This window comes from Novosphingobium sp. PASSN1, assembly GCF_002278815.1.
Genome location: NZ_NKIS01000018.1, coordinates 1 through 23,704 on the forward strand (window position 1 = coordinate 1; position 23,704 = coordinate 23,704).

Here is a 23,704-nt window from a genome sequence, read left to right on the forward strand (position 1 = left end):
CAGATCAACGAGGCGATTGCCGCGCAGGCGCGCGGAGATTGCATCAAGGTCGTGCTGATCCCCTGATTTGCGCTGTCAGCTGCAACCGGTTCGACGCAATCGCATCGGGGGCAAAGGCAAATGGCGGAGCGGGAGTCCGTATAATAAAATCCATATTATCTTGAAAAACTATGATTTTATTCAACTGACTTTTCGCGCTCCCACACTTTTTCCCACACTGGACCGGCGCGACCACCTCAATGTTAGGTTTTGTCAGGCCCTCGCGCGCGCGTATTCCTGTCTGGCCCTTCGCGCGTGCGCGCGTATTGCGGCGCGGGAAAATTGCGCAGCCCCGGCGCGGGATGCAGCCTTTTCGCCGTACAACGGTCGCGCCTCTAGATCCCCCTAGTTTATTCGCGCGCGCGTAATCGCCGCAGACTTCTGTTGAACGGCTGAACGTCTAGTCGCCAACTTTGGGCCGATCAATCGGGTCGTTTATGTGGTCGTAAAGGTTGGGTTTGAGTGCGCACTTGCCTGCGCGCATTTCTACAACGGTTTGAACTGCCAAGTTTCGTAGCTTTGCCTCAAAAACGGCCCTCAATTTCTCAGCAGTTTCAGAGGACTCTGAAGCGACCAAGGGTTCGATCTTACGGTCATCGCACCATTCCAAAGCGGCTGTAGCGATATCAGCCGGTGCTTCGCCCGAAACTGAATAGCGTGCAGCCATCACACTCACACACCGCCTTGCATCCTCATATTCGTAAGACCCTTTCCCAACGGCCCCCAAGTCAGGACAAAGCGCAAAGCTATCAGCAGCCCTACAGGACACAGAGACTGACGCCATCAGGCAAGTTTGGATCATAAAAAGAACGCGTCTCATATGCCAACTCCAGTAAGGATTATCACCGCCAATGCCGCGCTAGTCCCAGCCGCACCAGATACCTACCCGCATCCTCCCCGTTGACGGTGACTAGCGCCAGCGTGCGCCCGTACTTGTCTGCCCCCATGCGCTCGATCATCACCGGCCCGCGCGACAGGAACGCTTGCAGCGCATCACGCGCCCGATAGCCCGCCGCGTAGTCGCACCATGCACTCGCCCGCCTGCCATCCTCGCACTTGGGGGAACCGGGCGCTTCTGGCGCGTCGATATTGGCAATGCGGATACGCTCGCCGCCGCAACGGATCGAATCGCCGTCATGGACTGACAGCGAGACGCACATCGCGCCAGAGGCTAGGATCAAAAGCAAGCTCATGCCCGCATCATGCACGCCTTTACGGCTACCGAAAACTCCGGCCTCTTGTCTGCCTTTCAAGGCATGAAGAAAATGGGGTTAGCGTGGAAGCGTGCGAGGTGCTGCGGTCCCCACAGCGGTTACACTTGGAGTTTTGCCCACCCCTCCTGCGTCTGCCCGCAGCGATTGCCAATCATCAACCCGCCATAGCGTGACCGGCAAAACCGAAGTGATTGCAATGATTGCTATAACTTAAAGGACTAAGTCACCTCTCGCGATTGTCGCCACGTTGATGATGCTAACCTCGAAGTCTGCGGTCATGTTTCCGTTGATATCAGCCCGGAGCAGAAGGTCGTCTTTTGCACCGTCACCGTCCGCGTCAGCCTTCACGTACCATACGGAATAAGCGGCTGGCGTTAGACCAGTGAACCCCTTGAATGCCTCGTTGATGCTCGTTCCCGAACGAGCGTCAATGCCTGCAAGGTCCACGCGGTCCACTCCGCTCTTGAAATTGTAAATCCTATCGCGAGCCAAGTTGGTCGATTCACTAGTTAGATTGAAGTCAAAGACATCGCGAACCGTGTCTATGCCGCCATACAGGCGATCGGCGCCCGCGCCACCGATCAGCACATCAGCTCCAGCGTCGCCCTTCAGAATGTCGCCGCTAGATCCGCCCCAAAGTTGATCGTTTCCATTTCCGCCGTAGAGTTGATCGGCTTCAGAATCGCCCAATAGAGTGTCGTTGCCGTCATATCCATACATCACATCGGCTCCTGAGAAGCCTCGAAAATAGTCATCCAAATTGGATAAATAGAAATTATCATTTCCACTAAAGGCCGATTCAATAAGTCGGAGTTCATCAGTATTGGAAGGCGTGAACGACGAGTTGTAGATGGCTTCAAAGCTGATCGATATTCCTTCCGCTGCCCACTCAATCTGATTGGTTATGAGGTCTGCTTGAAGGACACCTGTTACGGTCCCACCGGTTGGGTTTCCTAGGCTATCGGTGGTGAAGCCATACCCGCCTAGGACAAGCTCCAGGTTGTCATAGCCATCGCTTCCATCGGCGTAGGCGACATCCTGATAAACCTTGCCGTTGAAGGTTCGATATGCACCCTTCAAAATGCCAGCGTCGTATCCGTAGGCTTGGAACCAATTAAGGTTCGTGGTCCGGAGGTCTGCTTCGATAGAACGATTATGGGTGTAGGTTGCCATGCCGAATCGCCAATCTGAGGTTGAGCGAGTTTCGCACCACTGTTGCTTTATGCAATACTGACTTCCTGCAACTTGGGGCGCTCAATCCATTTTTGCGTTGTTAGGCCGTGGACTAGGGGGTTTGAGTTGATGGGTTAGCTGGTCGCTTTCCAACAATTGCCCGATGTTCTGCGTTCGCCCGCACCGCTTGCCGATAATCAGGCCGCGTTCGCCGTGCCGTGTCAGCCCCAGCGTCGCGCCCGTCTCGGCATCGGCCCCTTTCAGGATGTAGGCCAGCACTGCCCCAGCATTTTGCTGATAGTGCTCACCGCCGTTATCCGCGCTTGTCAGACCGCGACCAATCGATCTCACCCGGCTTACCCTCGCGCTGCGCTCGCCGCCCGCCAGCCGGACCCAATGCGCCGTTCGCCCTCGCAGTCCAAGGCCCGCAGGCAGGTGCAAGAGGATATGGACGTGCCCGCCTTTGCCGTCGCCATTTTCGCGGACCCATATTGCCGCAATCTTGCCGTGGTGCCGCCGCGCGTAGTCTCCGGCCAATTTCAGCAATCGCCCGATGAACCGGCCCGCGTCGATCTCGGCAACGCCCGCGCGCTCATAGTGGATTGTCCAATGCCGGTTGAAGGGCAGGCCCATGCGCTGCGCTCTCGCCGCCGCCGCTATCAGGCCCTCACATTGCCGCCGTGTCAGGTATTCACTGGTCCGGTCTGCGCGGTTGCGCGCGCCGCCCCAGCCTGTGCCAGCCGCCGATAAGCCCCCACTGTGAATTGTATCTATAATCGCAAGCGCCGTGCCAGATTCGGCAATCGCCCGTTTTCTGCCCGTTTGTTTTCCGGACCACGGCGCGCGCGGCTGGTCGCTTTTGCCCATATCGCGCAAGTTTCAAGTTTGGGGGAGAGTAGGGCGCGGACCTCAACAATTCTCAACAGGCCCGCGCCCGCCTCACAGGCCCTAGGAGCCGGTTTCCAGCCCATCAGGGACGGGGAGGTTATGGTAGGCCATCAGCACGGCGGTAAGCTCGCCAAGGCGCTCTGGCGGCATGGTGAAGCCCTCACGCGTCGGCTTCCAGCCATCGGGCGATGCATACCACTTGCGCCAGTTCGCAAAGTCGCGGCCCTTGAAGCTGGCAACTTCCAGCCGCCACAGGTGTCCCCGGTGCGAGTGCTCGAAAATGACCGGCCCGCTCATGCGCTTTTTTTCGGCGTACGGAAACTGCCGCCGTCGCTGCGCTGGTCCTGTATTTTCAGAGTGCCGGGTGTCCGCAGACGATAGCGTGCATGGTTAAACGGACCCTCGCGCGTCGTCTCGATCTCGATCCCGTCATCCCGCATGACCTTCACGCTCGCCGCCAGCCGGGTGTGCCACGGGTAGCAATCCCACTGCGTCACCCCTTCAGCCATAGTGGCAAGCATTGCGAGCACGCGCGCCCGTTTGCCCCTGTAGGCCCATATCCGGCCCCCAGAGGCGCGAAACGTGGTTTGCCCATATTCTGTGCCGTCGCTCGGCATCGGGCGCTTGTTGGCTTCGTAGGCCGGATCGAAACGGTGCTTGCCCGTCTCGGCATCATTCGCGTAGTGTCGCATTGCATTTGCTCCCACAGCACTGTGCAGTCCCTCGGTCGTTGGCGCGACCGGGGGACGTTCATTTGAAGGCCCCGGCGTTGTCATGCCGCCCCCCGTTCGATCACAGGCAGACTTGCCACCCATGATTCGGCATCGGCGCGCGCAATACGCGTTGCCGTCCCGTATTTACGCAGCTTCAAGCGCCCCGCCGCGACTTCGCGGTAAGCGCTGGTCTTGCCGATGGAATACCGGGCGCAAAAATCCGCCACGGTGAAAAGCTCCGGAATGTCGATCACTTGCATTACCCTTGTTCAACAGCCTGAGTTACTCGGGCTAGGTTTGGAGGTTCCCCTAGGAACGCCTAGGAGAACAAAAGGGGTAATGAGGCCCGCGTGAACATCAAGGGCTTTAAACCGCATTATCGATTCGGCCCGTCGCACGAGCGATTCATTTGGTCGCAGGCGCAGGTGAGCTTTCTTATACGAATCGGCGGAAACACATGCTTTCAAGTCCCAAACTGTGTCTGAATTTATTTTCAATAATTTCTGTGCAAAGTGCGCGACGTGCAGCGGTGGCAGCCAGATTGATGGGGCATTCCCACTATTTGCTTTCTAAGCAGGTTCGCGGGTTCAAGCTGACTTATTCAGCAACTGCACAACGTTGCCGCCAGTCGATCCCGTGCAATAGTCCGCCCATGCCGCCATCATCGGGCGGCGCTTGTCCAAGTAGGCGGTTCGGGAATAGGCCGCTTCCACCTTGTTCTGATTGACGTGCGCCAGCGCCGCCTCGCGCACTTCGCGCGGGTAGCTGGTCTGCTCGTTGATCCAATCGGCAAACGTGCTGCGGAAACCGTGCGCCGTCACGGCAAGGCCCATATCGCGCAGGCACTTGGTCAACGTCATGTCAGACAGCGGTTTGCCCTTGGACGTGCCGGGGAACACAAGTTCGTTGTTTTCGCGCTTGTGGGCCTTCATGCGCCCGAATAGCGCCACAGCGGCCCCAGAGAGCGGCACAACGTGTTCCTGGCCCCCCTTCATGCGCTCGGCTGGTATCGTCCACAGCGCGGCTTCCAGATCGATCTCCGGCCACAGCGCGCCGCGCACCTCTCCCGAACGGCCAGCGGTCAAAATCTGTGCTTCAAGCGCCAGCCGCCCCATCGTCTCTTTGGACCGCAGTTCCTGCATGAAGGCACGCAGGTCTGCATACGGCATGGCGGCATGGTGCTTTGCCTTGTCGCGTTGTTTCGGCAGGGCCTTGTTGATTACCGGCCAAGCGAGCGAGGCTTCGCGGTATCCCTTGCCCACAGCCCAATCGATCACAGTCCCAATTCGTTGACGCAACCGCCGCGCAGTCTCCGGCTTGGTCAACCAGATTGCCGCCAGCACGTCCCGCACCGCCGCCGCGTCGATCCCCGCAACCGACACGTCGCCAAAGGCAGGGAAGGCATAGGTGGTTAGCGTGTTGATCCACTGGTCTGTGTGCTTGCCGTTCTTCCAGCCCTTTTTCTGCTCGGCATGAACGAGCGCCGCCGCGCTGCGGAATGTGGGAATGCCCTTTTCCTTACGGCGCTCGGCAACCGGATCGATCCCCGCTTCAATCTGCGAACGTATCCGCTCGGCCCGCTTGCGTGCATCGGCCAGCGAAACTTTCTTGAAACTGCCAGCGCCAATATCCCGGCGCTTGCCATCCTTTTGGACGCGGACAACCCAACTCTTAGCGCCAGAGCGCCCAATCAGCAGTTCAAGCCCGCCGCCGTCGCTATACCGGCCCGGTGCAGTCAGCGCCTTTGCGCCCGTCGCAGTCAACTTACCCATCGGAATTGCTCCCACACAATTTCCCACACTGTAACGCGGCTGGCGGGGAACGGCAAGGGCGGACTAGGAACGGAAAAGCCCCTAAAACCCTAGGATTAAGTTAGGGTTCGGGGCCTGTGGGGAACCGTCAAAAACGGGTAGGTGGCGGAGCGGGAGGGATTCGAACCCTCGATACGCTTTTGGCGTATACTCACTTTCCAGGCGAGCGCCTTCGACCACTCGGCCACCGCTCCGCATGCACTGGAAGTGGAGGCCCTAACCGCATGAACGTGCTTTCGCAAGGGCGGGAAGGCTGGCATGTTCGGTTTGTGATGAAACACCCGCTTCTGCTCTCCGCCGCGCTGCTTGCCAGCTGCTCCGCTGCTCCCACTTCCGCGCCCACCTCCACTCTCGCGCCGACGGAAATCATCGCGGCAGCCCCTGCTTCTGACTGGGCGCCGATTGCCGCGTCCGACCTTCTGGTAATGGACATTGGGCCTGAGATCGCATCGCAACGGGTGGTAGTCCAGCTTCTGCCGGTGCCGTTCTCTGCGGGATGGACCAGCAACATGCGCAAGCTGGCCGCCGCACACTGGTGGGATGGCACCAGCATCAATCGCGTGCAGGATGGCTATGTCGTCCAGTGGGGCGATCCCGACGGCGAGGACAAGGCCAAGGCCAAGCTGCTTCCGCCGGGGCTGAAGGTGATGACGGATGCCGAATATACGACCGCATCGGGCTCGCCAGAGCTCACGGCCGCCCTGCCGAAGATCGAACAAGGCTCGCACGTAACCTACGCCAAGGACAGCTACGCATCCAAGGTGGAGTTTCGCGGAGGCTGGCCGCTGGCATCCGATGCCGCTGCGATATGGCCCATCCACTGCTACGGCACTGTCGGCGTGGGCCGCGATTATCCGCCCGATACCGGCTCGGGCGCGGAGCTCTATGCCGTCATCGGCCAGGCCCCGCGCCAGCTGGATCGTAACATCGCGGTGGTTGGCCGGGTGATCGAGGGGATGGAGTACCTCTCCAGCCTGCCGCGCGGCACCGGCGATATCGGGTTCTACAAGACGGCGGAAGAACGCACGCCAATCCTCAGCATCCGCATGGGCAGCGATGTGCCGGATCTCCCGCGCTATCAGTACCTCTCCACCGAGAGCAAAAGCTTCGCAGCCTACGCCGATGCGCGGGCCAACCGGCGCGATGCGTTCTACATTCGGCCTGCGGGTGGGGTGGATATCTGCAACGTGCCAGTGCCGGTGCGGCGAGCGAAGTAGGCCGATACCACCCCCGTCACCCCGGACTTGATCCGGGGTCTCGCTGGCGGCACCCGCAGCGCAGCTTGTCAAGCGGGACCCCGGATCAAGTCCGGGGTGACGAAGAGTCTAGCCCAGCCCCAGCGGCGCGTAGGCCCCGAAAATCAGCTGCTCGAACACGCCGGTGCCCACTTCCCCCGCGCTTGTCGTCACGCGGCTGACAATCTGCACGTGGAAGTTGTCCATCTGCTTCGGGTCCACATCCGCCAACACGATATCCTCGCGCTCCACCTCCAGCACGCCGTGATAGAGCCCATGGCCCCACTTGGGCGAGGTATAACCCAGCCCGCGCATCTGGAACCGCTGCAAGGGCTCGAAGGTCAGCTTCAGGGCATCATCACCTCCGCCGATCACCAGTTCGCCCCCAGCAGGCCACAAGGTGCCCGGCTGCAAGGGAGCGTCGAGTTTGGCGGAAGGTGTCTCCGTGAAACCGTCATACCCCGCGCCATCGGGTGCGATCACCGCGCGGGTGTTCCACGGCGCGCCGTGGGCATCGGCATTGATGTGGAAGAAAACGCTGCGGCTCGGCAGGTTGATCGGGGTCCACTGCCAGAAGAATTGCGGGACGACGCCGTGGCCGTGCGGCTGGGTGTCGCTCGCGCCGACGGGGCGCACGCCCCAGCTGCGATCACGCGTGCCTGCCGTTCCGGGTTTCAGCACCGTGCGCACGCCATCGATCTCGACCCAGCCGGTATAGTGCCCGTTCTGCGTGAGGCGCGTGTAGTCCATGAAAGTGCGCGGCCCGATGCGGTGGATGAAGCGTGGCTCCTCGATGGGAAAGGCGCGGCCCGTGAAGGTGATCTCGGCCTTGATCCCCTCGCCCTCAACGCTGATCGAAAGCTGCCTCAGCGGCTCCTCCACCCGGATCGCAATTGGCCCGCAGGTCAGGTCCAGCCGCTCCATGTTCAGCTCGCGGGAAGCATGGAGCGAATGCTGCACCCCGTCCTTGATGAAGCAGAAATGCGCGTCCGCCACGTTGAGGTGCGGATAGATGCCGAAGGCCGCCGCGAAGAAGTCGCTGCCGTCCGGCGCATAGCCATTGAAGAAATAGCGGTCGTAGAAATTGCGGTCGGTGCCGGAGTACGCAATCGGCTCGGGCGTCTGGTGCAGCGGGAAATCGTCGCCCTTGGTCAGCATGTCTTCGTCTCCATCATCGCGTCGAGCGCGCCAATGCTATCGTGATCGAGCGCGAGTTCGGCTGCGCCCCGCGCCATCGAAAGGAAATTGGCATCGCCCCGCTCGGTTCGCACCACGAAGGCCGCGCTGAACACCGCCGTAAACAGCCCGTGCAGCGCGCCGATGCGGTAGCGCCGCATCATCACATCAGGTGCAATCGGCGCTCCGTGACGCGCGCTTTGCTCGGCATACAGGCCCAGCAAGGCGGCCTCGTTGGGACGGCGCAGCTCGCTGCCGATCCCGCAGCCCATGAAATAACCGACATCGGTCATCGCGCAGCCGATGGCGCACGTCTGCCAGTCGACGATGGCGATCGGCTCCGCCCCGCTCGCCACGCCGAACAGCATGTTATCGAGGCGGAAATCACCGTGGATCAGGCAAGGCTCCTCCGGCTGGCGCGCCAGCCAGTGCTCCACCCGCCGGTCGAGTTCGTCGCACAGCGCCATCGCATCCGCTGCCAGTTGCCCGTCATAGCGCTCGCGGAAAATCGCATGGGCCTGATGATAGAGCTGGCCGATCTGCTCAAGCAGTCCCTCGCGCCCGTGGAGCCATTCCGCGCCCAGCACCTTGGGATGTCCGATGGTCGCAGCGTGCAGTGCCGCTGCCTGCCGGATCGCCGCCTCGGCATCGGCGAGATCGCAGCCCTCCAGCTGGTTTCCGCCGCGCTCGGGCGCGAGATCCTCGAACAGCAAGACGAAATCGGTGCCGTCCGCATTGATTTCGGCGGCGTAAACCTTCGGCGTGCGCACTGCGATGCCCGCCGCCAGTTCGCGGTAGAAGCCCACTTCCTTGACATAGAGCATCATCGCCGCCGCCGTGCCCCGGCTGGTCGGATCGGCGGAAGCGAACTTCCCCGCCAGCGTGACAGGCGCGGCAGTGGGCCGGTCATATTTCAGCGTAAAGCGCGCGGTATCGCCCACTTGTCCGGTGCCGATGGAGCGGTGCTCCAGCCCGGTGATCCGCGCCTGACCCAAGAGGTCGGCGCGCGCCAGTTGCGCTTCGATCCAGCCCGGCGTTATCGCCGCGGCCGACTTCGGAAAATCGTTCATGTATCACTCTCCGCCAGCAAGGCTGGCAGAGAGCGGCACGGATGTGAAGTGTTTTTAAGCGAGCAATTAATTCAGGCGAGACGGCCGAACGCAGCCGCGCCCGCATAGCGCGCCGACTGGCCCAGCTCTTCCTCGATGCGGATGAGCTGGTTGTACTTGGCCAGCCGGTCCGAACGGGCAAGCGAGCCGGTCTTGATCTGGCCGCAGTTGGTGGCAACCGCGAGATCGGCGATGGTCGCATCCTCGGTTTCACCCGAACGGTGCGACATGACGGCGGTATAGCCATTGCGCTGTGCGATGCTCACCGCTTCCAGCGTCTCGGTCAGCGTGCCGATCTGGTTGACCTTGACCAGCAGCGAATTGGCGAGGCCCTTGGCGATGCCCATCGTCAGGCGCTTGGGGTTGGTGACGAACAGATCGTCGCCGACCAGCTGTACCTTCTTGCCGATCTTGGCGGTGAGCGCGGCCCAGCCTTCGAAATCGTCCTCGCTCATGCCGTCCTCGATCGAGCGGATCGGGTAGGCATCGGTGAGCGCGGCGAGATAGTCCGCCATGGCTTCCGGCGAGAGCGAGAGCCCCTCGCCGCTGATCTCGTACTTGCCGTTCTTGAAGAATTCCGTGGCGGCGCAATCGAGCGCGAGCACGATGTCGGTGCCCGGCTTGAACCCGGCCTGCTCGATCGAGGCCATCACGAAATCGAGCGCATCGCGCGTGCTGGCGATGTTCGGGGCAAAGCCGCCTTCGTCGCCCACGCCGGTCGCGAGGCCCTTCTGGTGCAGCGCCTTCTTCAGCGTGTGGAACACTTCCGAGCCCCAGCGCACGGCTTCCGCCAGCGTCGGCGCGCCGACCGGCATGATCATGAATTCCTGGAAGTCGATCGGGTTGTCGGCATGTTCGCCGCCGTTGATGATGTTCATCATCGGCACCGGCAGCAGGTGCGCCGAAACCCCGCCGACATAGCTGTAGAGCGGCAGGCCGCGCGCATCCGCCGCCGCCTTGGCCACGGCCATGCTGGTGCCCAGGATCGCGTTGGCGCCAAGGCGGCCCTTGTTCTCGGTGCCGTCGAGCGCGATCATCGCCAGGTCGATATCGCGCTGGTCTTCGGCGTCCATGTCGACCAGTGCGCCGGCGATCTCGCCGTTCACCGCGCCGACGGCCTGCAGCACGCCCTTGCCCTTGTAGCGCGCGGGATCGCCATCGCGCAGCTCGACTGCCTCATGCGCGCCAGTCGAAGCGCCCGAAGGCACTGCGGCGCGGCCGAACGAGCCGTCCTCCAGCAGCACATCGACTTCGACGGTCGGGTTGCCCCGGCTATCGAGGATTTCGCGGGCGTGAATGTCGATGATTGCGGTCATGGCGCTTCCTCGGTTGATGAGATGCCAAATTGGCAGTTTGTCTTTTGCCAAAGTGTCATTTGGCAGAGTGTCATTTGGCAGAAGGTCTGGCGCCCCCTATCGGCGCTTTGCCGGGGATACAAGTGCGCCTAGCTATGCGCAGACCGTGCAGCACCCCTGCCCAACGGACTTTGGCGTGCGGCAAAACCGCCGCCGCGCGCCTTTCGCACTTGCGGCAATTGCGGTAGAGCTGAAAACCATTCCAGAATCGCCCCGCGAAAGGACCGCACCCATGGCCGATACCCCCGACACTGCGGCTCCCAAGGCCGCTGCCAAGCCCAAAAGCCGCAAGAAGCCCGCGCTCAAGGTTGTAGAGACCGTTGCGGAAGCTGTGCCCGAAGTTGTCCCTGCTGAAATCGCGCAGATCGAAGAAACCGTAACCGAGGCCGCCAGCACCGTCTCGTCGCGTTTCGGCAAGGCCATCGAGGACGCCAAAGCCAGCGCCGCCAACCTGAGCGGCGAAGCGCGCGAACGCACCACCGCGCTGACCGAAACGGTCACCGCAACCGCCAGCGAATACACCGAGAAGGCGGGCGAATACGCCGAGCAGGCCAAGGTCGTCGCACTCGATCTCGCGCGTCAGGGCAAGGGCAAGGCCACCGCCGCGCTGGGCGCACTGGGTGAGACGATCGAGAGCAACGCCGGTGTGCTCGACGAGAAGCTTGGCGTGCAATACGGCGATTATGCCCGTGGTGCTGCGCACACCCTGCAATCCACCGCAGCCAGCCTCGAAGCCAAGGACATTCCCGAGATCGGCGAGGAAATCGTGACTTTCGTGAAGAAGAGCCCGGTGAAGGCGCTCGGCATCGCGGCGGTCACCGGTTTTGTGCTCACGCGCCTGCTGCGCCGCAAGCCCGCGCCGGTCGATGTGTCCGAAGAAGCTGCGGAAGCCTGATCCATCCCGGTGACCGACGAGAACACCCGGACCGACAGCGAGACTTCGGCTGACGACAGCCTGCTCGGCGGCGCTCGCGCGCTGCTGGAGGATGGGCAAACGCTGTTCGCCGCCGAAATCGCCTTCCAGAAGGCACGTGCCGGCTTCGTGCTGGGGCGCGCCAAGGGCGTGCTTGCGCTCGGTGCGCTCGCGCTGGCGCTGCTGTTCTTTGCCCTCATGGCGCTGGTCATGGGGCTGCTGCTGGCGCTGACACCGCTGATCGGTGCTTGGGGCGCGCTCGCAGCCGTCGTGCTGGGCCTCCTCGCGCTCACCGGCCTGTGCGTGCTTGGCGCGGTCCGCCGCGTACGCTCGACCCTGCGCGCGCTCACCGGCGAGGACACTGCAGCATGAGCGCTGAGCACCTGCACGAAGCGCGCACCCGGCGCGAGGAAGCATGGGCGCGCTTCAACAGCCAGAAGGACGCGCTGCGCACCGGCCTTGCGGAACGTTCGATCCCTACCCGGATCAAGCACGCCGCCATGGACCGCGTGATCGACACCGTCGATGAAGCCAAGGCGGTCGCGAAGGACAACGTGCCGGTGATTGCCGGAACGCTCGCACTGCTCGCCGCATGGTTCTTCCGCCGCCCACTGATCCGCCTGATCAAAGACCGCTTCGCATCCGGCGAGGACGAAGCCGAGGACGTGACATGACCGATAGCGAGAGCCTCCAGCCCGAACCGGCTAACGATTCCGACAAGCCCACCGATCCCTCGGCCTCAAATCCCTTGGGCAAGGTCAAGGGCTTCGTCGAGGAACATCCCGTCGCAATGGTCGCAGGCGGCATCGTGCTGGGCGCACTCGTCGCCGGGGCCCTCGCTCGTGGCAGCGGTGCGCTGGGCGACAAGGCCACGCGCAAGGGAACCCTGGCACGCATGTCCCTGCCCCGCCGCGCCGTAGACCTCGCCACGATCGGCATCGAACTCGCCGCTGCCTATGTCGCTGGAGCAGCGGGTGAAAAGGCCGCAGCCGCTGCCGATGACGCAGAAAGCGACACCAAGCCCGCAAAGCCGGGCCTTCCCGCCATCGCCACCAAGGCACTGAGCACCATCGGCCCGCTCATCGCGCGCCGCCTGCCGGGCAACAGGTCGGAGTAAACAAGCCCATCCGCAATGAGCGGGGCTTGCATCCCCCTCTCTATTTTGCCAGTGCCGCGCTTCCTCCTCCCCAAGGAAACGGACAGGCCAATCATGCAGAAACTGCACCTCGTCATGGGCGGGCGGGTCAAGGACCCGCAGCACCTCGAATTCACCGACCTGACCAAGATCGATCTCGTCGGCGTCTATCCCGATTATGCCACCGCCGAAGAAGCCTGGCGCAGCTGCGCCCAGCGCACGGTGGACGATGCCGAGATGCGATATGTGGTGGTCCACCTCCATCGCCTGCTCGAACCCGAGCTGCCCAAGGCAGAGTAAGCCAACGAAAAACGGCCGGGGCGCAAACCCCGGCCGTTTTTCGTTCAGGCCTGCCGCAGCGGGCCGATCAGATGAATTCAATCTTCTCGACCACGTAGAAGCGGTCGCCCGAAGGCACCGTCACTTCGATCTCGTCTTCCACGCGCCGGCCGATCAGCGCGCGGCCCAGCGGCGAATTGTAGCTGATCCGGCCGCGCTTGGCGTCCGCTTCGGCCTGCCCCACGATCTGATAGCGCACCGGCTTTTCGGCATCATCGAGCAGCGTGACGGTCGCGCCGAACACGATGCGGTCGCCCGAAAGCGTGGTGGGATCGATGATCTGCGCGCGGCTGATCTTGTCTTCCAGATCGCTGATCGTCGCTTCGACCTGGCCCTGCCGCTCCTTCGCGGCATGATATTCGGCGTTTTCGGAGAGATCGCCGTGCGCGCGGGCTTCCTCGATCGCATCCACGATCAGGGGGCGTTCCTCGCGCAGCGCCTTCAGCTCGGCCGTCAGCTTCTCGTAGCCTTCAGCCAGCATCGGCAGCTTTTCAACACTTGCCATCCCGATTCCTTCTATCTTTCAGTCGCTTGCCGCACAGGGCAAGGGGAAAACCGTTCCATCCCGGTCGGCACCAAGCCAAACCGGGCCATCAATCGCCGCGATGATGGGGATCACGTGGAAGGCTGATAATAATCCTGCAACGAGCGTACCGCAAGTTCGGCGCTGCGCAGCGCTTCGATTGCACTCGCCGCGGCAACGGATGCCGCCGCCGTGGTGAAGTAGGGCACCCTGCCATAAAGCGCGCTGCCCCGGATCGATTGCGAATCCTTGTGGCTCTGCCAGCCCTCGGTGGTGTTGAAGATCAGCGCGATCTCGCCATCGATGATGCGGTCCACGATATGCGGACGGCCCTCGGCCACCTTGTTGACCCGCTCGACCTTCACCCCCGCCGCGATCAGGAACGTCGCCGTTCCGCCCGTCGCAACGATGCGGAAGCCCAGCGCATCCAGCTTCTGCACCGCAGGCAGGATCACCGGCTTGTCGCTGTCCTTGACCGAAACGAACACCGTGCCCCCTTGCGGCAGCACCATGCCCGCGCCCAGCTGCGCCTTGGCAAAGGCCACCGGGAAGCCGCTGTCGATGCCCATCACCTCGCCGGTGGACTTCATTTCGGGCGATAGCACCGGATCGACACCGGGGAAGCGCGCGAACGGGAACACCGCTTCCTTCACCGCCATATAGGGCACATCGCGCTTGATCGGCGGCAGGTTCTTGATCTTCTCGCCCGCCATGATCCGCGCGGCATACTTCGCAATCGGCTGGCCGATGGCCTTGGCCACAAACGGCACCGTGCGGCTGGCGCGCGGGTTCACCTCGATGAGAAAGACTTCGCCGTCCTTCACCGCGAACTGGATGTTCATCAGGCCCTTCACGTTCAGCGCCTTCGCCAGCAGCACCGCCTGCCGCTCCATCTCGGCAATGATTTCGGCCGAGAGGCTGTAGGGCGGCAACGTGCAGGCGCTGTCGCCCGAATGGATGCCCGCTTCCTCGATATGCTGCATCACGCCCGCAACCACGACATCGTCGCCGTCCGCCAGCGCATCAACGTCGCATTCGATGGCATCGCGCAGATACTGGTCGATCAGCACCGGGCTATCACCCGAAACCTTCACTGCGGTCGCGATATAGTCATCAAGCTGCGCCTGGCTGTCGACGATTTCCATCGCCCGGCCGCCGAGCACATAGGAAGGCCGGATCAGCACGGGGTAGCCGATGCGCGTCGCCACGGCGACTGCCTCGTCGCGGCTGCGCGCCATGCCGCCGAGCGGCTGACGCAGGCCCAGCTTTTCGACCAGATGGTTGAACCGTTCGCGGTCCTCGGCAAGGTCAATCGCGTCGGGCGAAGTACCGAGGATCGGAATGCCCGCATCCTCCAGCGCCTGCGCCAGCTTGAGCGGCGTCTGCCCGCCAAACTGCACGATCACGCCCACCAGCGTGCCGTTCGCCTTTTCGGCTTCCAGCACCTCCAGCACGTCCTCGGCGGTCAGCGGCTCGAAATAGAGCCGGTCCGAGGTGTCGTAGTCGGTCGAGACTGTCTCGGGGTTGCAGTTGATCATGATCGTCTCGAACCCGGCCCCGGCCTCGCCGCTGGCAGGATCGGTCTCGCCCAGCGCGAAGCAGGCGTGGCAGCAGCAATAGTCGAACTCGATGCCCTGCCCGATCCGGTTCGGACCGCCGCCGAGGATCACGATCTTCTTCTTGTCCGTCGGCGCGGCCTCGCTCTCGGGCTCGCCGAACAGGCCGCCTTCGTAGGTCGAGTACATGTACGGCGTCACCGCCTCGAACTCGGCCGCGCAGCTGTCGATCCGCTTGAACACCGGGCGCACGCCCAGCTTGTGGCGCAGCGCGCGGACTTCTTCCTCGCTCGTCGCACCGGCCATCGCGTTCAGCACATCGTGGATCAGGCCCGAACGGCGCGCCGTCGTCTCGGCCATGCCGCCCGCCACGCCAACCGACCGCACCGCCAGCGTTGCCAGCCGCTTGTCGGAAAAGCCCATGGCCTTCAGGCGGCGCAGACCCGCCGCGTCAATCGGCAGCCCTTCCACATTGATGCGCTTTTCCTCGGCAATGATCGCCTCGATCTGGCGCAGGAACCACGGCTCGTACTTGGTGACGGCGTGGATTTCCTCGACGCTCAGCCCCTCGCGGAAGGCCTGCCCGATCACCAGCAGCCGCTCGGGCGTGGCGCGGCTCAGCGCCGCCACGATCTGGTCGCGCGTCGCGCCTTCCAGTTCGACCACGCGGTTGAACCCATCAAGCCCGGTTTCCAGACCGCGCAGCGCCTTCTGCATCGATTCCTGGAAATTGCGGCCAATCGCCATCACTTCGCCGACGGACTTCATCGCCGTGCCCAGCAGCGGCTCCGCGCCCTTGAACTTTTCAAACGCGAAGCGCGGGATCTTGGTGACGACGTAATCCAGCGTCGGCTCGAACGCCGCAGGGGTCGCGCCGGTGATGTCGTTCATGATCTCGTCAAGCGTGTAGCCAACGGCCAGCTTGGCCGCGACTTTGGCAATCGGGAAGCCGGTCGCCTTGGATGCCAGCGCGGACGAGCGCGAAACGCGCGGGTTCATCTCGATCACGATCAGGCGCCCGTCCTTCGGGTTGACCGCGAACTGCACGTTGGAACCGCCTGTTTCGACGCCGATTTCCCGAAGGACCGCGATCGATGCATTGCGCATGATCTGGTATTCCTTGTCGGTCAGCGTCAGCGCTGGGGCGACCGTGATGGAATCGCCGGTGTGGACGCCCATCGGATCGACGTTCTCGATCGAGCAGATGATGATGGCGTTGTCATTCCGGTCGCGGACGACTTCCATCTCGTACTCTTTCCAGCCGAGCAGCGATTCCTCGATCAGCACTTCGGTGGTCGGCGAAGCCTCCAGCCCGCCGCGCACGATCTTGACGAACTCGTCCTTGTTGTAGGCAATCCCGCCGCCAGTGCCGCCCATCGTGAAGCTCGGCCGGATGATCGAAGGCAGCCCTGTGCGTTCCAGCACGGCGAGCGCTTCGTCAACCGTATGCGCGATGCCGGAGCGGGCGGATTCCAGCCCGATCTTGTCCATCGCATCGCGGAACTTCATGCGGTCCTCGGCCTTGTCGATGGCCTCGGCGTCCGCGCCGATCATGATGCAGCCGTACTTCTCCAGCGTGCCGTCGTTCGCCAGCGCCAGCGCGGTGTTCAGCGCGGTCTGCCCGCCCATCGTCGGCAGCACCGCATCGGGACGCTCCTTGGCGATGATCTTGGCGACGATCTCGGGCGTGATCGGTTCGACATAAGTCGCGTCCGCCATGTCCGGATCGGTCATGATCGTGGCCGGGTTCGAATTGACGAGGACCACGCGGTAGCCCTCTTCCTTCAGGGCCTTGACCGCCTGCGTGCCCGAATAATCGAACTCGCAAGCCTGGCCGATGACAATCGGCCCGGCGCCGATGATCAGGATCGAGGAGATGTCAGTGCGTTTGGGCATTAGTGTTTTCTCTGACCGAAGAGCTTGCCGAAGAGCGAGGGTTTCGCCTGCGGAGGAGGAGCTTGAGGAGAAATGACAGGCGTTTCCCAACCATCGTAGGTGACGCCAAACTCTGCCGCTGTATTCACCAGCAAAGGCGTCAGGTCGTAAAAAGTGTCCATACCCGCGGCGGACTCAAGTGAAAGGACAACGCCGTCCGTCTCGTCGAGCCAACGCACATGCTGGAAACCGGCGGGAGTAAGCCGATCAGCGACTGACTGAAGCGCAGATCGCTCTCCGTAAAACCAGAACTCGATGGATCTGGGGATTTGACCGTCATCTCCGCCTTCAGAAAGGTTTTGAACGACTTTGCGATCGCCATCCAGTTGACGATCAAGGTCCGTCGGCGTGATGAAATCAAGGTAGGTATCGAGCTCAAAATCGGAATTGAGCGAAAGCTCGCCTACTCTGACAGCTTGCCCCGCAGTCAGATCGGCAATTGGCAAAGTCGGTTCAATCGCAAAGTAGAAAACCCGGCGACCGTCACCGGTCACACTTGCTGTGTGATAGCCAATTTTGCCACTCGCGGCGACTGCGGCAACTAGCGCATCCTCAATCTCGATAAGCTCATCGAAACAGGATGGCATGCCATTATCGTTAACGAGGTCACCTCGAACGTCACAGATCACCGCAACGACCTTATTCAACTTAGAAAACTGAGTGACTTCGGAGTTGCAGCGTGTCCGCACGACAAGCGGATAGCTATCCTCGGATTGCCGGGAAAGCAGCATCCAAGTGTCAGTGTCGCCTGCCGCATCAAGGGGCGAGGAATCACTCACCCCAGCATCCCCACAAACCGCTCAAACAGATAAAAACTATCCTGCGGCCCCGGCGACGCCTCCGGATGATACTGCACCCCAAACGCCTTCTTGCCCTTCACCGCAATCCCGCAGTTCGAGCCATCGAACAGCGAGACATGCGTCTCCTCCACGCCCTCGGGCAGCGCTGTGTTATCGACCGCGAAGCCGTGGTTCATCGAGGTGATCTCGACCACGCCGTCGGCATGGCGCTTCACCGGGTGGTTCGCGCCGCGGTGGCCCTGGTGCATCTTGATCGTCTTCGCGCCCGCCGCCAGCGCCAGCATCTGGTGGCCAAGGCAGATGCCGAACACCGGCACATCGCGCTCCAGCAGGCCCCGGATCACCGGCACGGCATAAACGCCCGTTGCCGCCGGATCGCCCGGCCCGTTGGACAGGAACACGCCTGCGGGCTTGAGCGCGAGTATCGTTTCCAGCGACGTTTCCGCCGGAACAATCGTCACATCCGCGCCCGCCTGGACCAGGTTGCGGAAGATATTGTCCTTCGCGCCGTAATCCACCGCCACGACATGCGGACGACCTGTGCCGCTGGGCAGCGTGTAGCCCTCGCCCAGCTTCCAGATCGAGCCTTGCCAATCAGCCTGCTCGTCACGCGTGACCACGCGCGCCAGATCCATGCCTTCGAGGCCGGGCCACGCCTTCGCCTCGGCAATCAGCGCCGGAATATCGAAATGGCCATCGGGATCGTGCGCGATCACCGCATTGGGCGCGCCGCCCAGCCGGATGCGCCGCGTCAGCGCGCGGGTGTCGATCCCGGAAAGGCCGATCTTGCCGCGCGCCGCAAGCCACGCCTGCAGCGTCTCGGCGCTGCGGAAGTTGGCAGGCGCGGTCACGTCCTCGCGCACCACGAGGCCAATCGCGCCGGGCACGTCATGGCTTTCCATGTCTTCGGGATTGGTGCCGACATTGCCGATATGCGGGAAGGTGAAGGTGACGACCTGCCCGGCATACGAGGGGTCTGTCAGCACTTCCTGATAGCCGGTCATCGCGGTGTTGAAGCACACTTCGCCCACGGCCTTGCCCGCCGCGCCAAAGCCGCGGCCCCACGCCACCGATCCATCGGCGAGGACAAGCACGCCGGTCGCTCCAGCCGGTTTGGGCGCGTGCAAGAGGGCGGGGTCGGCCATGATTGGGGGCGCTCCGTTGGCAAAGGTCTGGCGATGTCGCTAAGGCTCGTCCGCTAGGCTCCTCGCCCCCTCCCGTCAACCTAGCGGAGGCAGAAAGTTTCGCCTAAGTGACAGCGCATCGCGCCCCGTTGCGGCGCTCCATCCACAGGAAACAGCATTCCATGATCCGCGATACGATCAAGGCCGCCCAGATCAGCGCCATGAAATCAGGCGACAAAGCCCGCCTCGCCGCCGTCCGCCTGATCCTTGCCAAGCTGAAGGACAAGGATATCGAACTGCGCACCGCCGCGAATGTGCCCGATGACGATGTGCTGGTGGTCGATGTCCTCCAGAAGATGGCCAAGCAGCGCCGCGAATCGATCACGCTTTATCTGGAAGGCGGACGGCAGGAACTCGCCGATGTCGAGCAGGCCGAGCTCGCCGTGATCGAGGAGTTCCTCCCCGCCCAGATGAGCGAAGACGACACCAAGGCTGCCATCGAGGCGATCAAGGCCGAACTGGGTGCGAGCAGCATGAAGGACATGGGCAAAGTCGTCGCCGCGCTGAAGGCCCGCCACGGCAGCCAGCTCGATATGGGCAAGGCCTCGGGCCTCGTGAAAGCGGCGCTCGGCTGAGGGGCGCGTGTCGCTAACCCCCCAATGGCTGGATGAACTGCGCACGCGCGTCTCGCTCTCCGCGCTGATCGGGCGCAGCGTGCGCGTTCAGAAGGCGGGGCGTGAATTCAAGGCCTGCTGCCCGTTCCACAACGAGAAGACGCCCAGCTTCACGATCAACGACGAGAAGGGCTTCTACCACTGCTTCGGCTGCGGCGCGCATGGCGACGCGATCCGCTGGATGACCGACCACCAAGGCCTGCCGTTCCTCGATGCGGTGAAGGAACTTGCCGCAAGCGCGGGCATGGAAGTCCCCGCGCCCGATCCGCGCGCCGCCCGCCGCGCCGAAGAGCAGAAGTCGCTCCACGATGTGATGGCGGCGGCGCAGGATTTCTTCGTGAAGAGCCTTGCCGAGGATCAGGGCGCACAGGCCCGCGCCTATCTCGCCTCGCGCGGGTTTCCCGCTGCCACGGTGCGTGATTTCGGCTTCGGCTATGCGCCCGATAGCCGCACCGCGCTGAAGGAAGCGCTCTCGCAGTTTCCCGAAGCCATGCTGATCGAGGCGGGCCTGCGCATCGTCGTCGAAGGCCGCGATCCCTATGACCGGTTTCGCGGACGTCTGATGCTGCCCATCTGCGATCCGCGCGGCCGCGTCATCGCATTCGGCGGCCGTATCCTCGACAAGACCAAGACTGATGCGCCCAAGTATCTGAATTCGCCCGACACCCCGTTGTTTGACAAAGGCCGCACGGTCTACAACCTGCACCGCGCCGCGCCTGCCTCGCGCCAGTCGGGCCGGGTGGTCGTGGTCGAGGGCTACATGGACGTCGTCGCGCTGGCGGCGGCGGGCATCGGCGAGGCAGTGGCCCCGCTCGGCACAGCGCTGACCGAAGACCAGATCGAGCGGCTCTGGCGGATGACCGAAACGCCGGTGCTGTGCTTTGATGGCGATGCCGCGGGCCAGCGCGCCGCCGCCCGCGCCATCGTGCGCGCCCTGCCCCTGCTGCGCCCGGGCCATTCGCTCAGGATTGCCGTTCTGCCCACCGGGCTCGATCCCGATGACCTCATCAAACAGCGCGGGCTTGCCGCGATGGAGGACGTGCTTGGCGCCGCGCGCCCGATGGTCCACGTGCTGTGGGATATCGAGCACGCCGCCGGACCGCTGGCCACGCCCGAAGACAAGGCCGGGCTCAAGGCCCGCCTGATGGCCCATGTCGAAACCATCGCTGATGGCGATATCAAGGCGCTCTACCGGCGCGAGTTGCTCGACCGGTTCGGCGAACTGGCCTATCCGCAGCGCGAGCGGCCAGCCTTCCAGCCCCGGCTTCAGGCTGGGCAGCGCAGCGCGCCTTCTGGCCGCAAAGGCCCGTGGCAGCCGCCTGCCCCGCCGCTTTCCGCCGCGAACACCGCAAAGATGCAGGCCGTGGGCGAACGGCGCTCGCTGCTGGCGGCGGTGCTGGCGGGCCTTGTCGCCCAGCCCCCCGAAATTGCCCGCCATGCCGAAGTGCTGGCCCGGCTCGAAGTGGCCGATGCGGGCCTCGGCGCGCTGCTCGATGCCCTCGTCGACATGATCCAAAGTGCTGCCCAGCCGCTTGAAAGCAGCGATGTACATCCCATATTGGCTAAGCGGGGCCTCAGGGCGCCGACGGCAGACGATTATGCCGGAATGCGATTCGGTTTTCTGGATGGCAAGGGTCCCGATGCGGCGGAAGAACTCGCCGAAGCGGTCGAATTGCTTACCGGATTGCCGGCCGTCGAAGCTGCGCTGGCAGAGGCCACGCGACAGCACGAAGCGGAGTTTTCCGACGAAACCTTTGCCGAACAGCAACGTTTGCTGCAACGAAGGCTGGCGCTGCTGGCCCGGTTGGGGCAAATGGGCCGCACCCGCGCCGGGATGTAACAGGGGAGTTGCAGTCCGCGCGCGCACAGATGGTACCGGGATTAGATGGCTTCCAACGACACGACTGACACCGGCGACGCTCCGCTGATCGATCTCAACGATGCTTCCATCCGGAAGCTGATCGCCCGTGCCAAGCGGCGCGGGATCATCACGGTCGACGAACTGAACGAGGCCCTGCCGCAGGACCAGATGTCTGCCGACCAGATCGAGGACATCATGGCCGCGATCTCGGAGATGGGCGTCAACATCGTCGAAAACGACGATGATGCGGTCGATCCCGAGGACAAAGCTGCCGAGGATGAGGCTGACGAGGCCGAACAGGTCGACGAACGCCCGGACCTCGTTTCCAAGCGCAAGGAAACCATCGAGCGCACCGATGATCCGGTACGCATGTACTTGCGCGAAATGGGCGCGGTCGAGCTTTTGAGCCGCGAGGGCGAAATCGCCATCGCCAAGCGCATCGAAGCCGGGCGCGACACGATGATTCTGGGCCTGTGCGAAAGCCCGATCACCTTCCACGCAATCATCCAGTGGTCCGAAGCGCTCAACGCCGGTGAAATGCAGCTGCGCGAGATCCTCGATCTTGACGCCATGCTGTCCAAGGAACCGCAGCCCGAAAACCTCTCCGAAGACGGCGAGGAAACCGGTGACGGCGAAATCAGCGAAGCCACCGCCGGCCCTTCCTTCAAGGAAGAAGAGGACGTCGAGGAAGAGGCCGCCGAGGACGAGGACGACGAGCTGACCGAACGCCGCGCCAAGCGCCCGGCCGAGGAAGAGGAAGAGGACAACACCCTCAGCCTCGCGCAGATGGAAGCGCAGCTGAAGCCCGAGGCGCTCGAAAAGTTCGCTCACATCACTGGCCTGTTCCGCGCCTTTGAAAAGATTCAGGCTGCGCGGCTTCATGCGCTGGGCGCGGGCAATGATTTCCCCGTCGCCAAGGAAACCGAATACCAGCAGCTGCGCGAAGACCTCACCGCGCAAGTGGAAAGCGTGCAGTTCCACGCGACCAAGATCGAATATCTGGTCGACAACCTCTACGCCTTCAACCGCCGCCTCACCACGCTCGGCGGCCAGATGCTGCGCCTGGCCGAGCGCCACAAGGTGCCGCGCAAGGACTTCCTCGATCACTACGTCGGGCGCGAGCTTGATGAAGGCTGGCTGCAGACGCTTGCGAACCGCGACAAGAAGTGGGCCGCTTTCGCGCTGAACGAAGCCGATCCGGTCGAGCGGATCCGCGCCGAAATCGCCGATATCGCGGCGGCCACTGGCATGTCGCTCGGTGAGTTCCGCCGCATCGTCAACATGGTCCAGAAGGGCGAGCGCGAGGCGCGCATCGCCAAGAAGGAAATGGTCGAGGCGAACCTGCGGCTCGTGATTTCCATCGCCAAGAAGTACACCAACCGCGGCCTGCAGTTCCTGGATCTCATTCAGGAAGGCAACATCGGCCTGATGAAGGCAGTCGACAAGTTCGAGTACCGCCGCGGCTACAAGTTCAGCACCTATGCCACGTGGTGGATCCGGCAGGCGATCACGCGCTCGATTGCCGATCAGGCGCGCACGATCCGCATCCCGGTCCACATGATCGAGACGATCAACAAGCTGGTGCGCACCAGCCGCCAGTTCCTGCACGAGCAGGGCCGCGAGCCGACGCCGGAAGAAATGGCCGAGCGTCTGTCGATGCCGCTCGAAAAGGTCCGCAAGGTGATGAAGATCGCCAAGGAGCCGATCTCCCTCGAAACGCCGATCGGCGACGAGGAAGACAGCCACCTCGGCGATTTCATCGAGGACAAGAACGCGGTGATCCCAGTGGATGCGGCGATTCAGGCCAACCTCAAGGAAACCGTCACCCGCGTCCTCGCCAGCCTCACCCCGCGCGAGGAACGCGTGCTGCGCATGCGCTTCGGCATCGGCATGAACACCGATCATACGCTCGAGGAAGTCGGCCAGCAGTTCTCGGTGACGCGCGAACGTATCCGCCAGATCGAAGCGAAGGCTCTGCGCAAGCTGAAGCACCCGTCGCGGTCACGCAAGATGCGTTCGTTCCTGGATCAGTAAGGCGGGCTCAAAAGCCTGAAACGATGGGGCTCCGCTACGGCGGGGCCCTTTTCGTATGGCGGACGGATTGCCTGACTAGAGCAGCATGACATAAAAT

General features: G+C 63.0%; 24 protein-coding genes and 1 tRNA gene. 9 read left to right on the forward strand and 16 right to left on the reverse strand.

Annotated features, from left to right (window positions below; genetic code table 11):
• Nucleotides 1–439: 439 nt before the first annotated feature.
• From CFE35_RS20720 to CFE35_RS20760, 9 genes are all read right to left on the reverse strand, one after another.
• A complete protein-coding gene (locus CFE35_RS20720) occupies nucleotides 440–706 on the reverse strand; it encodes a hypothetical protein (protein WP_292933576.1) in 267 nt (88 codons plus the stop codon).
• A 175-nt stretch (nucleotides 707–881) separates the two neighbouring features.
• The gene (locus tag CFE35_RS20725; RefSeq protein ID WP_292933578.1) at nucleotides 882–1,232 is read right to left on the reverse strand and encodes a thermonuclease family protein; all 351 of its coding nucleotides are present in this window, start codon (nucleotides 1,230–1,232) and stop codon (nucleotides 882–884) included.
• Between the two features lie 231 nt (nucleotides 1,233–1,463).
• Nucleotides 1,464–2,426, reverse strand: a complete 963-nt coding sequence (locus CFE35_RS20730) for a M10 family metallopeptidase C-terminal domain-containing protein (RefSeq protein ID WP_292933580.1) — start codon at nucleotides 2,424–2,426, stop codon at nucleotides 1,464–1,466.
• Between the two features lie 81 nt (nucleotides 2,427–2,507).
• Nucleotides 2,508–3,302 (reverse strand): hypothetical protein, encoded by a 795-nt coding sequence (locus tag CFE35_RS20735; RefSeq protein ID WP_292933582.1) that lies wholly within the window; start codon nucleotides 3,300–3,302, stop codon nucleotides 2,508–2,510.
• A gap of 72 nt (nucleotides 3,303–3,374) precedes the next feature.
• Entirely contained in the window at nucleotides 3,375–3,611 is a 237-nt protein-coding gene (locus CFE35_RS20740; protein ID WP_292933584.1) for a transcriptional coactivator p15/PC4 family protein, read from the reverse strand.
• Nucleotides 3,608–4,006, reverse strand: coding sequence for a hypothetical protein (locus CFE35_RS20745; protein WP_292933585.1), 399 nt, complete (start codon nucleotides 4,004–4,006; stop codon nucleotides 3,608–3,610). The genes CFE35_RS20740 and CFE35_RS20745 overlap by 4 nt, the downstream gene beginning before the upstream one ends.
• 80 nt (nucleotides 4,007–4,086) lie before the next feature.
• The gene (locus CFE35_RS20750; protein ID WP_292933586.1) at nucleotides 4,087–4,281 is read right to left on the reverse strand and encodes a hypothetical protein; all 195 of its coding nucleotides are present in this window, start codon (nucleotides 4,279–4,281) and stop codon (nucleotides 4,087–4,089) included.
• Nucleotides 4,282–4,614: 333 nt separating this feature from the next.
• Nucleotides 4,615–5,799, reverse strand: a complete 1,185-nt coding sequence (locus CFE35_RS20755; protein ID WP_292933587.1) for an integrase arm-type DNA-binding domain-containing protein — start codon at nucleotides 5,797–5,799, stop codon at nucleotides 4,615–4,617.
• A 142-nt stretch (nucleotides 5,800–5,941) separates the two neighbouring features.
• Nucleotides 5,942–6,032: transfer RNA gene (locus CFE35_RS20760), tRNA-Ser, on the reverse strand.
• Nucleotides 6,033–6,110: 78 nt separating this feature from the next.
• Here CFE35_RS20760 and CFE35_RS20765 point away from each other — a divergent pair.
• A complete protein-coding gene (locus CFE35_RS20765) occupies nucleotides 6,111–7,055 on the forward strand; it encodes a peptidylprolyl isomerase (RefSeq protein WP_292933588.1) in 945 nt (314 codons plus the stop codon).
• 108 nt (nucleotides 7,056–7,163) lie between these two features.
• Here the strand turns inward: CFE35_RS20765 and CFE35_RS20770 are convergent, their stop codons facing one another.
• The 3 genes from CFE35_RS20770 to eno all read right to left on the reverse strand — a co-directional run bounded on the left by CFE35_RS20770 (nucleotide 7,164) and on the right by eno (nucleotide 10,674).
• The gene (locus CFE35_RS20770; RefSeq protein WP_292933590.1) at nucleotides 7,164–8,231 is read right to left on the reverse strand and encodes a hypothetical protein; all 1,068 of its coding nucleotides are present in this window, start codon (nucleotides 8,229–8,231) and stop codon (nucleotides 7,164–7,166) included.
• Nucleotides 8,225–9,319 (reverse strand): phosphotransferase, encoded by a 1,095-nt coding sequence (locus tag CFE35_RS20775; protein WP_292933592.1) that lies wholly within the window; start codon nucleotides 9,317–9,319, stop codon nucleotides 8,225–8,227. Before CFE35_RS20775 ends, CFE35_RS20770 begins: the two co-directional genes overlap by 7 nt.
• Nucleotides 9,320–9,390: 71 nt before the next feature.
• Entirely contained in the window at nucleotides 9,391–10,674 is a 1,284-nt protein-coding gene (gene eno, locus CFE35_RS20780; RefSeq protein WP_292933593.1) for a phosphopyruvate hydratase, read from the reverse strand.
• A 271-nt stretch (nucleotides 10,675–10,945) separates the two neighbouring features.
• Here eno and CFE35_RS20785 point away from each other — a divergent pair, with 271 nt between their 5' ends.
• From CFE35_RS20785 to CFE35_RS20805, 5 genes are all read left to right on the forward strand, one after another.
• The gene (locus tag CFE35_RS20785) at nucleotides 10,946–11,608 is read left to right on the forward strand and encodes a hypothetical protein (RefSeq protein ID WP_292933595.1); all 663 of its coding nucleotides are present in this window, start codon (nucleotides 10,946–10,948) and stop codon (nucleotides 11,606–11,608) included.
• A 9-nt stretch (nucleotides 11,609–11,617) separates the two neighbouring features.
• Entirely contained in the window at nucleotides 11,618–11,998 is a 381-nt protein-coding gene (locus tag CFE35_RS20790; protein WP_292933596.1) for a phage holin family protein, read from the forward strand.
• Nucleotides 11,995–12,300, forward strand: a complete 306-nt coding sequence (locus CFE35_RS20795; protein WP_292933598.1) for a hypothetical protein — start codon at nucleotides 11,995–11,997, stop codon at nucleotides 12,298–12,300. Before CFE35_RS20790 ends, CFE35_RS20795 begins: the two co-directional genes overlap by 4 nt.
• Nucleotides 12,297–12,743, forward strand: a complete 447-nt coding sequence (locus tag CFE35_RS20800) for a hypothetical protein (RefSeq protein ID WP_292933599.1) — start codon at nucleotides 12,297–12,299, stop codon at nucleotides 12,741–12,743. Before CFE35_RS20795 ends, CFE35_RS20800 begins: the two co-directional genes overlap by 4 nt.
• 93 nt (nucleotides 12,744–12,836) lie before the next feature.
• Nucleotides 12,837–13,061 carry a DUF4170 domain-containing protein gene (locus CFE35_RS20805; RefSeq protein WP_292933601.1) on the forward strand — a complete coding sequence of 75 codons (225 nt, stop codon included), beginning with the start codon at nucleotides 12,837–12,839 and terminating at the stop codon, nucleotides 13,059–13,061.
• A gap of 67 nt (nucleotides 13,062–13,128) precedes the next feature.
• Here the strand turns inward: CFE35_RS20805 and greA are convergent, their stop codons facing one another.
• From greA to carA, 4 genes are all read right to left on the reverse strand, one after another.
• Complete coding sequence (gene greA, locus CFE35_RS20810; protein ID WP_292933602.1) at nucleotides 13,129–13,605, reverse strand: transcription elongation factor GreA; 477 nt, start codon at nucleotides 13,603–13,605, stop codon at nucleotides 13,129–13,131.
• A 110-nt stretch (nucleotides 13,606–13,715) separates the two neighbouring features.
• Nucleotides 13,716–17,075: a carbamoyl-phosphate synthase large subunit gene (gene carB, locus CFE35_RS20815; protein WP_292933604.1), complete on the reverse strand. Its 3,360-nt coding sequence runs from the start codon at nucleotides 17,073–17,075 to the stop codon at nucleotides 13,716–13,718.
• The gene (locus CFE35_RS20820) at nucleotides 17,075–17,893 is read right to left on the reverse strand and encodes a DUF695 domain-containing protein (protein ID WP_292933605.1); all 819 of its coding nucleotides are present in this window, start codon (nucleotides 17,891–17,893) and stop codon (nucleotides 17,075–17,077) included. The genes carB and CFE35_RS20820 overlap by 1 nt, the downstream gene beginning before the upstream one ends.
• Entirely contained in the window at nucleotides 17,890–19,059 is a 1,170-nt protein-coding gene (carA, locus tag CFE35_RS20825) for a glutamine-hydrolyzing carbamoyl-phosphate synthase small subunit (protein WP_292933606.1), read from the reverse strand. The genes CFE35_RS20820 and carA overlap by 4 nt, the downstream gene beginning before the upstream one ends.
• A 161-nt stretch (nucleotides 19,060–19,220) precedes the next feature.
• On the opposite strand from carA, the gene CFE35_RS20830 reads away from it, so the two are divergent.
• The 3 genes from CFE35_RS20830 to rpoD are packed head-to-tail and all read left to right on the forward strand — an operon-like array spanning nucleotide 19,221 to nucleotide 23,607.
• The gene (locus CFE35_RS20830; protein ID WP_292933607.1) at nucleotides 19,221–19,673 is read left to right on the forward strand and encodes a GatB/YqeY domain-containing protein; all 453 of its coding nucleotides are present in this window, start codon (nucleotides 19,221–19,223) and stop codon (nucleotides 19,671–19,673) included.
• A gap of 7 nt (nucleotides 19,674–19,680) precedes the next feature.
• On the forward strand, nucleotides 19,681–21,552 hold the full coding sequence (gene dnaG, locus CFE35_RS20835) for a DNA primase (RefSeq protein WP_292933608.1): 1,872 nt from the start codon (nucleotides 19,681–19,683) through the stop codon (nucleotides 21,550–21,552).
• Between the two features lie 45 nt (nucleotides 21,553–21,597).
• Nucleotides 21,598–23,607 (forward strand): RNA polymerase sigma factor RpoD, encoded by a 2,010-nt coding sequence (gene rpoD / locus CFE35_RS20840; protein WP_292933609.1) that lies wholly within the window; start codon nucleotides 21,598–21,600, stop codon nucleotides 23,605–23,607.
• The last annotated feature ends 97 nt before the right edge of the window (nucleotides 23,608–23,704 follow it).